This is a genomic window from Seonamhaeicola sp. S2-3, from assembly GCF_001971785.1.
In the GTDB taxonomy this organism is placed as follows: Bacteria; Bacteroidota; Bacteroidia; order Flavobacteriales; family Flavobacteriaceae; genus Seonamhaeicola.
Genome location: NZ_CP019389.1, coordinates 641,415 through 657,994, shown reverse-complemented (window position 1 = coordinate 657,994; position 16,580 = coordinate 641,415). Strand labels below are relative to the sequence as shown.

The window sequence follows — 16,580 nt, the reverse complement described above, 5'->3', positions numbered from 1 at the left end:
TAGTGTATTTTTGCTTGCGTTTTAAAAAAACAAAAGTAATTGTATTTGTTTAAAAATTTGTAACTAAAGTCACATTTCTATGCTTAATATTCATAATTTATCAATTTCATTTCAAGGAGAATTTCTTTTTGAAGACATTACGTTTAAGCTAGGAAACGGTGATAGAGTAGGGCTTATTGGTAAAAACGGAGCTGGTAAGTCTACCATGTTAAAAATTTTATCAAAAGAATTAGAGCCAGATTCTGGGCAAATAGCCGCAGATAAAGCATTAAAAATAGGCTTTTTAAAACAGGATATAGATTTTATTCTTGGTAGAACGGTATTAGAAGAAGCTTATGAGGCTTTTACAGAAATTAAGGCGTTAGAGGCTAAAATGGAAGCCATAAATACCCAATTAGCAGAACGTACAGATTATGAAAGTGATGGCTATCATCAATTAATGGTAGATATTAATGAATTACAGCATCAGTACGAAATTTTGGGTGGTTACAATTATCAAGGTAATACCGAAAAGATTTTACAAGGACTAGGGTTTCAAAGAGAAGAATTTAATAAGTTAACCGATACGTTTTCTGGTGGGTGGCGTATGCGTATTGAGTTAGCTAAATTATTACTTCAAAATAACGATATACTACTCTTAGATGAGCCTACAAACCATTTAGATATTGAATCTATTATATGGTTAGAAAACTTTTTAAAAAGTTATGCTGGAGCCGTGGTTATAGTTTCTCATGATAAAATGTTTTTAGATAATGTTACAAATAGAACTATTGAAATTTCATTAGGTAGAATTTATGACTATCCTAAACCCTATTCTAAATACTTGGTTTTACGTAAAGAATTAAGAGAACAACAATTAGCATCGCAAAAAAATCAGCAAAAGCAAATAGAGCAAACAGAGAAACTTATTGAAAAATTTAGAGCTAAAGCCTCTAAAGCCTCTATGGCGCAATCGCTTATAAAAAAGCTAGATAAGATTGAGCGTATTGAGGTTGATGAAGATGATAACAGCGTCATGACACTTAATTTTCCTGTTTCTGTAACACCCGGAAAAGTAGTTATTGAAGCAGAATCGGTTTCTAAAAATTATGGAGACAAGGAGGTGCTTAAAAACATCAATTTACTAATTGAACGCGACAGTAAAACAGCTTTTGTTGGGCAAAACGGACAAGGTAAATCTACTTTAGCTAAAATTATTGTTGGAGATATTAAATATGAGGGCATATTAAAATTGGGTCACAATGTGCAACTGGGGTACTTTGCTCAAAATCAGGCAGAGTATTTAGACGGCAACAAAACCGTTTTAGATACTATGGTTGATGCCGCTAATGAAACAAACCGAAGCAAAGTTAGAGATATTTTAGGCTCGTTTTTATTTAGAGGCGATGAGGTAGAAAAGTATGTTAGAGTACTATCAGGAGGAGAGCGTAACCGTTTGGCCTTGGCTAAATTAATGTTGCAGCCATTTAACGTATTGATAATGGATGAGCCAACTAATCACTTAGATATTAAATCTAAAAATGTACTCAAAGAGGCTCTAAAACGATACGAAGGTACCCTAATTTTGGTATCTCATGATCGTGATTTTTTACAAGGTTTAACAAATAAAGTTTATGAGTTTAAAGACCATAAGATAAAGGAATATCTAGGAGATATTGATTACTACTTGGAACAACGAAAAGTTGAGAGCCTACGGGAAGTTGAAAAAAGAACCGTAGTAAAAGAAACGCCTAAAAAGAAAAAACAACAATCTTACGAAGAGCAAAAGAAATTAAAGTCTTTAAACAACAAGTTAAGTAATGTTGAAGCTAAAATAAATCAGTTAGAAAAAGACATTAAAGCTATAGATTTAGAGCTTGAAATTAACTATGAAGAGGTAACTTCAAAACCAGATTTTTTTGATAAGTATCATCAAAAGAAAACAGACTTAGAAAGTTTAATGGAAACGTGGGAAGCACTTCAAGAAGAAATAGATATGTTAAGTAATTAGTTTTTTTTAAGTTTTTTTTAAGACTTTTAAGTTAAACTATGCGGTAGTTTTGTTGTTATATGCTTAAACTACCAATCAATGCGAAAAATTATACTATCCGTAATAGGTGTTGTTTTAATTGTTGCTTCCATTTTGGCGGCTAAAAAAATAATAGACAGTAAAAACAAACCCAAGCCTGTAAGAGAAAAAGTGGTAAAAACAGTTATTACAGATACTGTTTTTAATACCAATGTTAAAATTGTTGTTCCTGCAAATGGTAATCTGGTTGCCAAACAACGGGTTGAAATTTATGCAGAAGTTCAAGGCATTTTTAAAACAGGAAAAAAACTTTTTAAACCTGGGCAAAAATATTATAAAGGCGAAGTTTTAATTCCTATAGATGCGTCTGAGTATTACGCAAGTGTCCAATCGGCAAAAAGTGAATTGTACAATAGTATTGCTGCTATAATGCCAGATTTACGTTTAGATTTTCCTGATGTTTTTCAAAAATGGCAAGACTATTTAAGTAGTTTTGATTTAAGTAAAACAACACCCAAGCTACCTGAAATGACTTCCGATAAAGAAAATTATTTCATTACAGGCAGAGGTATTGTAAGCAGTTATTACAATGTAAAAAATTTAGAACAGCGTTTATCAAAATATAATATTACCGCACCATTTACTGGAATTTTAACCGAAGCTTTAGTAACCGAGGGCTCATTAATTAGAAGCGGACAAAAACTAGGTGAGTTTATAAATCCGTCGGTTTATGAAATGGAAGTAGCCTTAAGTAAAACCTACGGTACGCTTTTAAGAGTAGGTGAAGATGTTGTGTTGAATAATTTAGATAACACCGAAACTTATAAAGGTAAAGTATCTAGAGTAAATGGAAGTATTGATGCCACAACCCAAACCATAACAGCTTTTATTGAAGTAAAAGATGATGCGCTTAAAGAAGGCATGTATTTAGAAGCTCAATTAAATGCAAAAGAAGAACCTAACGCCTATGAAATGGATAGAAATTTATTACTAGAAGACAATCAGGTTTTTGTAGTAAAAGATAATGTTTTAGAGGTAATAGATGTAAATCCAGTATATTTTTCTGAAGATAAAGTAGTTTTAAAAGGCATTCCAGATAGTACAGTGGTCCTTAAAAAACCGGTACCTGGAGCTTATGTTGGCATGCGTGTTAAATCTGCTATTAACTCAACAGATACAGTTCAAGAATGAGAAAGGTAATTGAATATTTTATAAGGTATCATGTTGCGGTAAACATATTTATTATTGCGTTTTTTGTATTTGGAATAATAGGAGCATTAGCCTTAAAGTCTTCGTTTTTTCCGCTTTCAGATTCTAAAATTATAACCATTGCAATAACCTATCCTGGTGCGTCTCCTTTAGAAATAGAAGAAGGTATTGTTCTTCAAATTGAAGATAATTTAAAAGGATTAAAAGGGGTAGATCGTGTAACTTCAGTTTCAAAAGAAAATAGCGGAACCATTACTGTTGAAATTGAAAAAGGTGAAAACATTGATTTCATGCTGTTGGAAGTTAAAAATGCAGTTGATAGAGTGCCTACTTTTCCAACGGGTATGGAGCCTTTAGTGGTTTCAAAACAAGAGGCGGTAAGAGAAACTATTTCATTTGCTATAAGCGGAAAAGACATTCCTCTTGCAACATTAAAGCAATTAGCAAGACAAGTTGAAACAGATTTAAGAGCTATTGATGGTATTTCGCAAATTGAGATCTCTGGATTTCCAGAAGAAGAAATTGAAATAGCTGTAAACGAAACTCAGTTGTTAGCCTATAATCTCACCTTTACAGATGTGGCTAATGCGGTGAGTAAAGCCAATATTTTAGTAACAGGAGGAAACGTAAAAACCGAAGCTGAAGAGTTTTTAATAAGAGCTAATAATAAGCAATATTATGGTAGAGAATTATCAAATATTGTAGTAAAAGCTTCTTCCGATGGTAAAATAGTACGCTTAAAAGATGTAGCCATTATAAGAGATCGTTTCTCAGAAACGCCTAATGCAACTTATTTTAATCAAGATTTGGCAGTAAATATTTCAATAACCAGTACCAATAATGAAGATTTAATTTCATCGGCAACTAAGGTTAATGAGTATATTGAAGAATATAATCAAAAGTATGATAATGTAAAGATTGATGTTGTAAGTGATAGGTCAATACCACTAAAGCAACGTACCATGTTATTACTAACTAATGCCTTACAAGGTGTTTTCTTAGTGTTACTGTTTTTGTCATTATTTCTAAACACAAGATTAGCTTTGTGGGTGGCTTTTGGGTTGCCTATATCGTTTTTAGGGATGTTTATTTTTGCAGCTCAGTTTGATGTTACTATCAATGTATTGTCGCTTTTCGGAATGATTATTGTTATTGGTATTTTAGTTGATGATGGTATTGTAATTGCAGAAAATATTTACCAACATTACGAAAAAGGTAAAAAACCCATTCAAGCTGCTATTGATGGTACAATGGAGGTAATTCCTCCCGTAGTTTCAGCAATAGTTACTACGCTTTTAGCATTTTCGTTATTCTTCTTTTTAGATAGTAGAATAGGAGAGAATTTTGCCGAAGTTTCGGTAGTTGTAATACTAACTTTGGTTGTATCGTTAGTAGAAGCATTAATTATTTTGCCAGCGCATTTAGCACACTCAAAAGCTTTAAAACCTCCTGTTAAAACTGAAACGCCTTCAAAAATAAAACAGTTTTTCTCTGTAATGCGGGGTATTAATAAGTTAGGAGATAGAATTATGACTTATTTACGGGTACGTTTATATACTCCAGTTTTAAATTTTGTGCTTCAATTTAAACTATTTTCACTTGGCATATTTGTAACTCTTTTAATTTTAACGCTGGGGGCTCTTGGTGGAAGCGTTATTGGTGTTACATTGTTCCCAAGAATAGCTAGTGATGCTGTAACGGTAGAATTGGTTATGCCTACTGGAACCAACGAGAAAATAACCGATTCTATTATTTCAATGATTGAAGAAAAATCATTTATTGTAAATGAAGAATTAACCGAGAAATATTTAAAAGGAACTGGAAAACAACTTTTTGAAAACACCATTGTAAATATAACAAGTAGTTCTAGTGCTACTTTAAGAATTAATTTATTACCGGGTGAAGAGCGTCCAGACGAAATAAAATCGTTTTTAGTAACCAATAGATTAGAAGAATTGGTAGGTCCTGTTATTGGTACAGAACGCCTAATTTATGGCTCTGGTGGTAATTTTGGTGGCAACCCAGTTTCTGTATCATTATTAAGTAATAACATTGAAGAATTAAAAGCTTCAAAAGAAGCACTTAAAGCGTATTTAAAGTCTAATCCACTACTAAAAGATATTGGAGATAATGATCCGGCAGGTATAAAAGAAATACGTTTAGAACTTAAAGAAAGCGCTTATTTATTAGGTTTAGATTTACAAACTGTTATGGCACAGGTGCGCTCTGGTTTTTTTGGTAATCAAGCGCAACGTTTTCAACGTGGGCAAGACGAAATTAAGGTTTGGGTTCGCTATGATAGAGACAACCGAAGTTCTATCAATAACTTAGATCAAATGCGTATTGTTACACCAACAGGTGAGCGTGTAACACTAAAAGATATAGCCAATTATACCATTGCTCGTGGCGAAGTTGCAATAAATCATCTTGAAGGTATGCGAGAAATACAGGTATATGCAGATTTAAAAGATCCAGGTACAAGTGCCACAGATATTATTGATGATATTAAAACAAACTTTATTCCAGAACTACAGTCTAAATACCCAACCATAAACGCCTCTTATGAAGGGCAAAATAGAGAAGCTAGTAAGTTAGTAAGTTCTTTAAAAATTGCTGGTCCTATAATTTTATTACTAATTTATATAACTATAGCTTTTACATTCAGAAGTTATTCACAACCATTACTACTACTATTATTAATACCATTTAGTTTAACAGCGGTGGCTTGGGGACATTGGATTTTAGGTTTTCAAGTAAATATTTTATCGCTTTTAGGAATTATTGCCTTAATAGGTATTATGGTAAACGATGGTTTGGTACTTATAGGTAAATTTAATAACAACCTAAGAGCAGGTATGAAGTTTAACGAAGCTCTGTCAGAGGCCGGAAAATCACGTTTTAGAGCTATTTTCTTAACGTCATTAACTACCATGGCAGGATTAGCCCCTTTGCTTTTAGAAAAAAGCAGGCAAGCTCAATTTTTAAAACCTATGGCAATTTCAATATCATTTGGTATTGGGTATGCCACCATTTTAACTTTATTAGTTTTACCGTTATTTTTATCATTTAGTAATAGCATTAAACAAAACGTAAAATGGTTGGCAACAGGTAATAAAGTAACCAAAGAAGAAGTAGAACGAGCCATTATAGAGCAAAAAGAAGAACATGAAAATTAAAATTAGTCTATTAAGTTTATTGTTTATTTCTACCTCCTTAGTTGCGCAAGAAATAATAACCCCAGAGAAAGCTGTAAGTTTAGCTTTAGAGCATAATTACGGCATTAAAGTGGCTAAAAGTAATGTTGAAATTGCTAAAAACAATGCCAGTATTTTAAATTCTGGTTATTTACCTACAGTAACAGGAAACGCAGGAGCCTCAATTACTAAACAGGATTCTGAGGGCGAATTAGCTAGTGGAGAAACAAGAATAGCTAACGGAGCAGAAACACGTAGTTACAACGCTTCAATAAATTTAAATTACACTTTATTTGATGGTTTTGGTAGAGCATATGATTATAAACAGTTAAAAGAGACAAAAAATTTAACCGAATTACAGGCCCGTGAAACCATAGAAAATACCATTTTACAACTCTTTTCGGTTTACTACAGTGTAGCAGAACAAGAAGAAAATACACAAGCAATAAAACAAACTTTAGAAATTTCTAAGGAACGTTTAGTAAGAGCTCAATATCAATTTAATTATGGACAATCTACTAAGTTAGAAGTGTTAAATGCAGAGGTTGATGTTAATAATGATAGCATTAACGTCATGAATTCTAAACAAGAACTTATTAATTTTAAAAGAGATTTAAATCTTGTTTTAGGCAATAGTTTAACAACCGATTTTAGTATAGATACTAATATTACGTTTAACACATTATTAGATAAGGAAGCACTTTTAGAAAAAGCAAAACAGTATAATACTAGTTTGCTACAATTAAACAAAAATATTGAAATAAATAAGTTAGTTGTTAAATCGGAAAAATCGGCATACTTGCCAAGTATAGGATTAACAGGTAGTTACGGGTGGAACGAGTCTACAAATAATAGTCCATTAGCATTTACATTACAAAACACCAACTCTGGTGTATCAGGAGGTTTAAATTTAACATGGAATTTATTTGATGGAGGTAGTACAATAACTAATGTTAAGAATGCTAAAATAAATCTAGAAATTCAAAATACTCAAAAAGAAGAATTATTAATTACTTTAGAGCGTGATTTTAATAACGCTTGGGATGATTATCAAAATAAACTTAATATTTACCGTTTACAAGAAACCAACATAGAAACCTCTCAAAATAATTTTGATAGAACACAAGAAAAATTTAAGCTAGGGCAAGCTACTTCTATTGAGTTTAGACAAGCACAAATAAATCTATTAAATGCCGAATTAACCAGAAACCAAGCTAAATATTCGGCAAAATTGGCAGAATTAGCACTTTTAAAAATTAGCGGAGACATATTAAATACTAGTTTTTAATTAGTTTGAATATGCTGTTTTATAGATGAAATACATCATATTTATTATATTTTGTTAAAATTTTATGCATTTTATCGATTAAAATGGTTTTTAGTCCGATTTTAAACTAAATTCGTTCTAGAATTAATCCCTAATCTGTTCAATATGAAAATTTTAAAACTAATAGCAATTTGTTTATTAACAAGTGCTTATTCATTCGCTAATATTTCTTCTACAGAGAAGGATGCCCTTATAGCCTTGTATAATTCAACAAATGGAGACCAATGGAATACCAAGTGGGATTTAAATGCAGCTATTAGTTCATGGTATGGAGTAACAGTAGAAGAAAACCATATAGTTGAAATAAACTTACCATTTAATAACCTTCAAGGTGAGTTACCTCAAGAAATAGGAAATTTTACTAGTTTAAGAAAATTAAACTTAGGTTTTAATAAAATATCAGGAACCATTCCGTCTTCATTAAGTAATTTACAAGAGCTAGTATCTTTAGAATTATTTATGAATGCTTTTGAAGGAGAAATTCCATCAGAATTAGGAAATCTTAAGAATTTAGAATCTTTAAAGTTATATAGTAACAAACTATCAGGAGAGATTCCTAGTTCGCTTATGGGCTTAACTAACTTAAAAGAGCTTTTGCTAGGAAGTAATTTTTTAACAGGTACTATACCAAATGATATTTATGCCTTATCAAAATTAGAAAAGTTGAGTTTAATGGATAATCAATTTGAAGGAGAAATTCCTGTAGAGATAGCTCAATTAACTAATTTAGAAGAGTTGTTGTTGTCATCAAATAACCTTACGGGCGATTTACCAATAGAGTTTATGAGTTTAACAAAGTTAACTACTATTATGGTAAGTGATAACAATTTAAACCAAGAATATATTAGTGTTTCTGGTAAAAACCCTCCAGGAATAAAAACAATAAATCCAACAGCTACAGCTGTTTTAGATATTGAAAAAGAATAATATTAAGGAACGTTTTATAAAAAAGTGGCTTTATTAATTTAAAGTCACTTTTTTTATTTTTTAAATTTGAATTACCTCAATTACAGGAGACTAGTGTAGGGCAATAATTTTTTTCAGTATAAACGCTTGTAAAATCTAAAAAGGGTTGTATATTTGCAGTCCAATATCGCGGGATAGAGCAGTAGGTAGCTCGTCGGGCTCATAACCCGAAGGTCACTGGTTCGAGTCCAGTTCCCGCTACTAGAAAAGACAAGGCTTTCGAGAAATCGAGAGCCTTTTTTATTTGTATGGGTACAGAATAGGTACAGAATATTCTTGTTTTTCTTCCTCTTAATGGATCAAGTCCAAAATCTGGGTTTTTACCATTTTAAGAATATAATTTAATCAAGCGATATAAGAAGTATTGGATCAAGTCCAAAATCTGGGTTTTTACCATTTTAAGAATATAATTTAATCAAGCGATATAAGAAGTATTCCGTATTCCTGACTCCCCTAAATTGAGATCTAAAAGCCTTTACTTTGGCATTAAAGGATTCAGCTGAAGCATTAGTACTTCTGTTTATAAAATAGTTGAGTACAGAGCGGTAATTTAAAGTAATACTATTGGCTACCGTTTGGAAGCTCTTAAATCCAGACTCCTCTACATCTTTGTACCAGTGGGCTAGTTTGGTGTAAGCTACTTTAATATCTATGGCTTGGTTAAAAATATTCCTCAAGCCTTGAACAAGTCCATAAGCTTTCTTTAATTCTGGGTATTCATTAAACAATATCTGTCCCCTCTCTTTCTGATTTGGAGTCCATTTATCTGGGGATTTATACAGTAGATATCTACTCCTGGCCAGGAGTTGTTTTGAGCTATCACCATTAGAAAAAGTTACAGGTTTAAATTCTTTGTCGGCAGCTCTAGATAGCTTTATCTGTTCATTTTCTTGATCCAAAGCTTCCCATCGGTATTTGATACGAAGATCTTGGAGCGCCTCTATTGCCAGCTTCTGTACATGGAACCTGTCTGTTACTTGGATGGCTTTCGGGAAACATTTAGTGGAGATTGTTTTCATAGAGTTAGCCATGTCTAAGGTAATCTCTTTCACTTTAGCACGCTTCTTTGCTGGGATCTTCAAGAGTTGTTCGATAATAGGCTCCACTTTAGTTCCGTGGAATATCCCAACTAAAGCCCCTTTCTTTCCTTTGGCCTTCTTATTGGTAATGATGGTATAGAGCTCTCCCTTGGACAGCGCTGTCTCATCAATGGATAAATAAGAACCTAAGTTTTCAGGGAAAACAAGCCACTGTTTAGCATGACTCTTATGCTCCCATTGCTTAAAATCACTTAAGTGATCCTTATAATGTCTTTGAAGCCTTTTTCCGGACATACCATACTGGTGCCCAAGTTGTTGGCTGCTCAGAGCAGTATTATCAGTCGATTTCTTTTAAAAAAGCAGCAAACTCTTTTGATATTCGAGTTCCCTGTGCAATAAATTCATCCCATTCACGACTTACTTTAATCCTCTTTTTATCAAGTAGAACGTCCCAACGCCTTCGTTTAAGATTTAATGATAGTAGATTGTCTCGAACGGGATAATCCTCGATTATTCGAGGCTCCATGAAGCCACTGGCTTTATACTTGCAATCCTTGTACTTAGATGGTATTTGTTTTTTCTCCTCCAAATATATCGTTAGACGGTTCTCATATAAAACATGCTTTATAGGCTTCTTATCGAATCCAACAATATCAAAATACTCTAATATTCCTTCTGGTAATATTAAACTTAACAAGGATAACTCAGTGTCTTTATTCATCAATATAATTTAAAGTACAAAGAAAATTATTTTTCTCTTTAGACCCAACTTTTGAGATTGATCCGTTTTTACGGATCATGTCCAAAAGTTGTGTTTTATGCAAAAATTTGCGTTAATCTAAAGAGAAAGAATTCTTAATTTAGAACAGCCCTCAAAACAAATCACACCACTTTTAGTTTAACAATAGTTATTAATACCCTTTTTATAGATGTAACATACTTTTACTATATAGTATATACGCTATACCTATTAAGCATCTGTTTAGAGATTTCGTTTTGTACAAATTATTAAATACTATCAAATATCTAGTCTAGTGCAGGTTTCAATACGTTGTATTTTAAGGCAACAATTAAACTATTTACACAGTCTACACACAACTTTTGGGGTTGATTCGTTTTATTTTAGTACACTATAATTTTTTGAACAGTCGACGAAGAATTATTAGTAATCTGGACAAAATAAATACCATTTGTATCCGACTGAAAGCTTATACTTTCGTCTGAAAGTGTTTCTACTTGCTGCATGTTTTTAATGAGCCTGCCATTTATATCGAATACGCGTATGGAAGTGATATTAGATGTAGTATCTAAATTTAAGAATTCAATCGATCTGGTGTTTTTATGGTATACTAATCGTAAAGGGTTTGTACCATTCACAGTCTCTAAACCTAGTACGGTACTGCAAGCATTAAAGACATCATTTATTACGCTTCCCGAACTAGTTACAGTGATGAGTCTGTTGTTTTCTGCAACATATTCACATGACGCATCTGGTGTTTCATCTGTTCCCCAAACATTACCATTAAGGTATTTATATTCGTAAGTTACTGGGTAATCTGATGGAGTGGGTAATCTAAGTTCAACACTGTAAATACTTCCTGTATGGTTAATAAGCTGTAAATTATCTGTAGACCAACCATTTAATGATCCTGCCATATGAACTCCATTTTCGGATATGGAAGATTCACTAGATAAATCAATATTAAATGTTGTAGTAAACCCTGTAGAGGCGTCATTACATCCACCAAATGGCACTGGAGTTAAATTTACAGCTTCACCCGACTCGTTAATATAGAGAAATCTGTTACCATTTGACGCAGCACATGGTAAATTTGCGGTTTCTTCTGTTCCCCAAGCATTACCATTTAAATATTTAAATTCATGCCAACCAGGATTGACTTGTATCGTGGCAGAATAAATACTTGTAGATCCCTCTTGTGTAAGTGGATTGCTTGTGGTATTCCATCCGTTTATAGATCCTACAACATGCACTCCGTCTGCACTCACTGTCTCCGCAGACATATCAACTTTAAAGGTGACATCTACTTGTGAAAAAGTCTGATATGATAGCAATACAAAAAAAGCCACCAAATAATTAACGTAATTATTTTTCATAATTATGTGATTTAATAATTAATAAATTAGAGATTGAATTGCATGGGGCAGAATTTTATATGTAATTTCATGTGTGCCTACGATTAGCTTATAGTCAATAGGTGCTTCTGTTTTATTCATGACAACAGTTACAATTTTGCCATCAGGATTTTGAAATGAAGTACTTTCAATAGTACTTCTACTGGTAGTAGTGCTAATACGTTTTGCGCCAGGTTGAATGAATTTTGAAAAATGACCTATATAATAATAGGTAGGTGTATAAATCAGTTCGTTAGTTCTAGTATCTGCATGGATTGGTGCAAAACAGAAGTTTTGAACATGGTTAGGTCCGCCAGTATGATCTAATAGTATATTCCAATCGGTCCAACCTACTGTGCCATGATTAAAATCGTTAATCATAGAGTTGCCGTAACGTTCAGCGTTAGACCATCTTTGGTACGCTGTAGCGTCAAATTTTTCTTGACATCCTTCTGTAAATAATAAATTTTTATCTGGAAAGGATTCGTTAATACTCCTTAGGTTGTCATATTTAGCGTCTCCGCCTGTCCAAGTTTCATACCAGTGAAATCCAATTCCCCAAGCGTATTTAGAAGCTTCAGGATCTTCAAAAATAACGTTAGCACGATGTGAGATTAAATCTCTGTTATGATCCCAAACCACAATATTTTTATCTCCTAAGCCGGCTTTTTCAAATGTTGGGCCTAAATAATTTTTTAGAAAATCGCGTTCTTCTTCAGCTGTATAGATACAAGATTCCCAACGTTGGGTTGCCATTGGTTCATTCTGAAGAGTGACTCCCCAAACAGGTATTCCTTCAGCTTCATAAGCTTCTATGAATTTCACGTAATAATTAGCCCAGTTTTGATTGTATTCTGGTAGTAATTTTCCACCTTGAAGCATGTTTTTATTGGTTTTCATAAAAGCAGGAGGACTCCACGGACTAGCGTAAAATATTAAATCGTCACCGATTAATGCCGTTGCTCTTTTTATCATAGGAATTCTAAATTTTCGATCGGCTTCAATAGAAAATGTATTTAAATCGGCATCTCCTTCTTCAATGTATGTATAACTTTTAGAGCCAAAATCACTGCTGTGTATACTGGTTCTAATGATGTTGTAATTAATACCATCTTCACTATAATACGCGTTAAGCAATTCGTTTTGTTTATCAGCACTTAATTTAGCAAAGACTTCAGCAGAAGCATCTGTGATTGCGCCACCAATACCAATAAAGGATTGAAAACTTTTATTAGGATTTACAAATACAGCAATATCGGTTTCTAATGGCTGTGTGGCTTCGGTAAATGATGATACTCCTTGGTTGGATAATCGTAATGTTGTGTTTTCTGCCGTGGTATACAGTGTGGCTTGTGTTGGTGTAAAAACCTCACTGTTCTTAGTTTTGGATTCTGTGTTTGAGTTTGTTTTAGTACTATCTACGTTGTTAGCGCATGAAGCTAGTAGGATTCCGGTTAAGCCGAGTATGAATTTTTTTATCATCATTAAGTAGTGTCTTTAGTTTACCATACGAAGGTTCCAACAGATCCAGCTGGTAGTATCGCTGTAATGGGTTCTTGAGGTGTGTTTAGGTTAAATGTTTTTTGTGTATCAGAGTTATTTAATACAATGACCACAATGTTGTCTTCAGGCGTTTTATAAGCAACATTTGGGAATTCTGTAGAATAATTAGATTCTATTCTAACAGAACCAGCCGGAACAAATTTTGAGGCATGAGCAATAATGTAATAAGCAGGATTTCTTTCTACAGTATTTCCGTCAATGGTAATGGCGCCTAAGCATTCGGTGCATCCACCGTCTGTATGTGGATTATTATTTGGATCTGCAGCTAAATTCCATTCTAAAACAGTTTTACTCCAGTTTCTTGGTGCTCCAACAATTAATTCTCTAATATGCCATCTTATATCTGAATAAAAATCTCCAGGCGCTTGAATCCATTGTTCTGTGAAATAAACATTTTTATCAGGATGCGCATTGTGAACTAAAGACATATTATCGATTTTACCTTCGTATAAGTGAAACGCAGAACCGTCGATATAACTTTTAGTAGCCGCATCATTTAAAATTGAAATCGGATATTCAGGGTGATCTAAGTTATGATCAAACAGAATGATTTTAGTGGCAATGTTTTCTGCTTGAAATGTTGGTCCTAAATAATCGCGAATAAAGGTTTTTTGCTGTTCTGCAGTCATCACCATACTTGGGTTGTTATATGGATTCTCAGGTTCGTTTTGAATGGTGATGGCATCAATAGTAATATCTTCTGCAGCCATGCCTTGGATGTACTTTACAAAGTAGTTCGCGTAGGTGTCATAATATTGAGGTAAGAGTTCGCCTCCTATAGTTGAGCCGTTTGTTTTCATCCAAGTTGGAGCAGACCAAGGTGAACCTAAAATTTTTATATTTGGATTTATGGCTGTAATATCTTTTAACAAGGGAATAAGATTAGCCATATCTGGTTGCAATGAAAAGTTAGTTAAATCTTCATCGGTTTGTCCAGCAGGTAAATCGTTGTAACTAAAGGTTGTGGCATCTAAGTCTGAGGATCCAATACTAATTCTTAAATAGTTGACTCCGATACTGTTTTCACCTGTGCCAAAAAGCTCTTGTAATAAGCTTTCTTTTGCAGAAGTAGACATACCATTAATTAACGCAGCACTTCCTCCTGTTAATGTATACCCAAACCCATCCATTTCTTGATAGGTGGTACTTTCAGAAACACTTATTGTAAAATTGTTATTATCGGTTAATGGAAATATATTGTTTGTCTGTAATGCTAATAAATTGGACTGATCTGGTGTGGTTAAATAGTATTTTGCTCCCACTTCTGATTGCTCTGGAGGAGGGTAATACGTGTTGTCTGTATCATCGCATCCTTGTGCTACTCCTAAAAAAGTTAGAAGAATTAAAATTAATTTCATGTTTGTGCTATTTATACTAATGTTCATCGTTATTATCGTTTTTTATTGGGCTACAAATTCGTAGGTACCTGTTGCGTAATCGTCACTTATCGTAGTTGTAATTGTATAAGTGCCACCTGTAGATATATTTCTTATGTTAGAACCACCACCATTGGTAATTGTTCCAGATAGCTCGTTTGGAGATTCAGAACCGAAATCATTATCCCATGGTGAGAAAAACTTCATGTCATAATCTGCTGAAAGTGTTTCTGTGAGCGTAAAACTGTTAGGGTGGACATAAGTCATTAAAAACTCATTTCTATCATCCCATCTTTGGTTAATTTCATCCCAATGGAATAGGAATAAATTGTAATATTTCCATTGAAAATTTGCATTCGCAAAATTGATTGTAAACCCATAGGCTTGATCTCTATCAACTACAATGTCTCCAAGACCAGCCGTTAATGTTGCTCCTTCGCTAACCAAAGCCGCATCTGGTGAGGTTGTCGCCCCAATACTCATTGCGCTTGTAAATGCGTCTCCAGAACCATCTGAAGTCGTGTTTAATGAGACAACATCTCCAACCTGAAGAGCGAGGTATGTACTATTGGTAAATGTATCGCCATCCTTAGCAAGCTCTTCAATCATATTTCCATTTACAAATAGATACAATTGATCTGGTGTTGTAAGTGGAGTAGGAGGTGTAGAGGTGTCTTCTTCAATCGTGTAGGTGTAACCATTTGCAGATAGGTCTAGAGTGACTAGGAAAGTTCCTAATTGGGTAGATTGAATATCTTCGAATTCGACACCTTGGTCTGCCGCCTGAGATTCCATAATTAATGAACTTGGTTCGCCTACGATGCTTTTTAATAAATAAGACCAATCTCCATTTGCTCGGAAAAGAAAGCCGCCAACATCAACAAGTTCAATTGTTGCACTCCAAATACTATTGCCTTGGTAAGAGAGTGGTTCATCTCCTCCCCAACCACCATTAATTGGCTGGCCGACCATGCTCCAATAGTCTATTTTTAATAGGCTATATGTGTTATCGTCAAGATTTACGGTAATTCTATAAACCCCATTTTCTGTGACTGTTATTGGTAATCCAGATTTAACTAGTTCTCCATCAGATCCGCCATATTGATGTGCTGGTAAAGTATTTTCACTATAAAATTTAAACGAATTTCCTGCGGTTAAGCTCGTATAAACTTCATGTATGTTTGAAGGATTTCCTTCAGAATTATTTAAACGTTTTAGTTGAATGGCTTCAGACAAATTATTAGCATTTTCTGTAGCTGTACCCGAAATGTATAATCTGGTTGGGATAATTTCATCTTCAAAACGTGTGATGTCTATGGGTTGAGAAGTATAAGCTGTTTTACTCAAACTCATCGATTTTACTGCCCATGTTAATGGAGTGCTTTCGTTTGCAGCATAGCCAGAAACGGATAAGGCTTCATCTATTTCGGCGAAAGATACCACGGCTGATGTGCTACTCCCAGAATTGCTCGATGCGACTTCATAAATTGGCGTATCAAAATTAGTGGAACCTAAAGTGTCTATAACTACCGCATAAGTAATGGCATAGCCTGCTGTAGAAATTGCAGGTTCCCAGCTAAAGGTTATAGTTTCGTTAGGTGTTTCCTGATCTAGTATAATACTTTGATCTGCGGCTGGAAGTGTAATTGTTGGTGCGATTAAGTCCCATTGACCTTCGGGTTGCATGTTTTCATCCTTTTCGCATCCGGTTATAGCCATAGAAGCTATAGCAAAAAACAAAAGGTGTTTATATATTTTTTTCAT

The 16,580-nt window shown here is 33.7% G+C and carries 11 protein-coding genes and 1 tRNA gene; 6 read left to right on the top strand and 6 right to left on the bottom strand.

Annotation, left to right across the window (positions count from 1 at the left end; translation table 11 throughout):
• Nucleotides 1–79: 79 nt before the first annotated feature.
• From BWZ22_RS03150 to BWZ22_RS03125, 6 genes are all read left to right on the top strand, one after another.
• Nucleotides 80–1,990 carry an ABC-F family ATP-binding cassette domain-containing protein gene (locus tag BWZ22_RS03150; RefSeq protein ID WP_076697923.1) on the top strand — a complete coding sequence of 637 codons (1,911 nt, stop codon included), beginning with the start codon at nucleotides 80–82 and terminating at the stop codon, nucleotides 1,988–1,990.
• 78 nt (nucleotides 1,991–2,068) lie between these two features.
• Nucleotides 2,069–3,199: an efflux RND transporter periplasmic adaptor subunit gene (locus BWZ22_RS03145; RefSeq protein ID WP_076697921.1), complete on the top strand. Its 1,131-nt coding sequence runs from the start codon at nucleotides 2,069–2,071 to the stop codon at nucleotides 3,197–3,199.
• On the top strand, nucleotides 3,196–6,393 hold the full coding sequence (locus tag BWZ22_RS03140) for an efflux RND transporter permease subunit (protein WP_076697920.1): 3,198 nt from the start codon (nucleotides 3,196–3,198) through the stop codon (nucleotides 6,391–6,393). Before BWZ22_RS03145 ends, BWZ22_RS03140 begins: the two co-directional genes overlap by 4 nt.
• Nucleotides 6,383–7,699: a TolC family protein gene (locus BWZ22_RS03135; RefSeq protein WP_076697918.1), complete on the top strand. Its 1,317-nt coding sequence runs from the start codon at nucleotides 6,383–6,385 to the stop codon at nucleotides 7,697–7,699. Before BWZ22_RS03140 ends, BWZ22_RS03135 begins: the two co-directional genes overlap by 11 nt.
• Nucleotides 7,700–7,843: 144 nt before the next feature.
• Nucleotides 7,844–8,665 (top strand): Two component regulator three Y domain protein, encoded by an 822-nt coding sequence (locus tag BWZ22_RS03130; RefSeq protein ID WP_076697917.1) that lies wholly within the window; start codon nucleotides 7,844–7,846, stop codon nucleotides 8,663–8,665.
• A gap of 167 nt (nucleotides 8,666–8,832) precedes the next feature.
• Nucleotides 8,833–8,905: transfer RNA gene (locus BWZ22_RS03125), tRNA-Met, on the top strand.
• A gap of 197 nt (nucleotides 8,906–9,102) precedes the next feature.
• On the opposite strand, the gene BWZ22_RS03120 is transcribed toward BWZ22_RS03125, so the two are convergent.
• From BWZ22_RS03120 to BWZ22_RS03095, 6 genes are all read right to left on the bottom strand, one after another.
• Nucleotides 9,103–10,038, bottom strand: coding sequence for a transposase (locus BWZ22_RS03120; RefSeq protein WP_076697213.1), 936 nt, complete (start codon nucleotides 10,036–10,038; stop codon nucleotides 9,103–9,105).
• 43 nt (nucleotides 10,039–10,081) lie between these two features.
• Entirely contained in the window at nucleotides 10,082–10,465 is a 384-nt protein-coding gene (locus tag BWZ22_RS03115) for a hypothetical protein (RefSeq protein ID WP_076697215.1), read from the bottom strand.
• 401 nt (nucleotides 10,466–10,866) lie between these two features.
• The gene (locus BWZ22_RS03110; RefSeq protein ID WP_076697916.1) at nucleotides 10,867–11,859 is read right to left on the bottom strand and encodes a T9SS type A sorting domain-containing protein; all 993 of its coding nucleotides are present in this window, start codon (nucleotides 11,857–11,859) and stop codon (nucleotides 10,867–10,869) included.
• A gap of 18 nt (nucleotides 11,860–11,877) precedes the next feature.
• Nucleotides 11,878–13,362, bottom strand: coding sequence for a glycoside hydrolase family 30 beta sandwich domain-containing protein (locus BWZ22_RS03105; protein WP_076697915.1), 1,485 nt, complete (start codon nucleotides 13,360–13,362; stop codon nucleotides 11,878–11,880).
• Nucleotides 13,363–13,379: 17 nt separating this feature from the next.
• Nucleotides 13,380–14,798 (bottom strand): glycoside hydrolase family 30 beta sandwich domain-containing protein, encoded by a 1,419-nt coding sequence (locus BWZ22_RS03100; RefSeq protein ID WP_076702249.1) that lies wholly within the window; start codon nucleotides 14,796–14,798, stop codon nucleotides 13,380–13,382.
• A gap of 42 nt (nucleotides 14,799–14,840) precedes the next feature.
• Nucleotides 14,841–16,580 (bottom strand): SusE domain-containing protein, encoded by a 1,740-nt coding sequence (locus BWZ22_RS03095; protein ID WP_076697913.1) that lies wholly within the window; start codon nucleotides 16,578–16,580, stop codon nucleotides 14,841–14,843.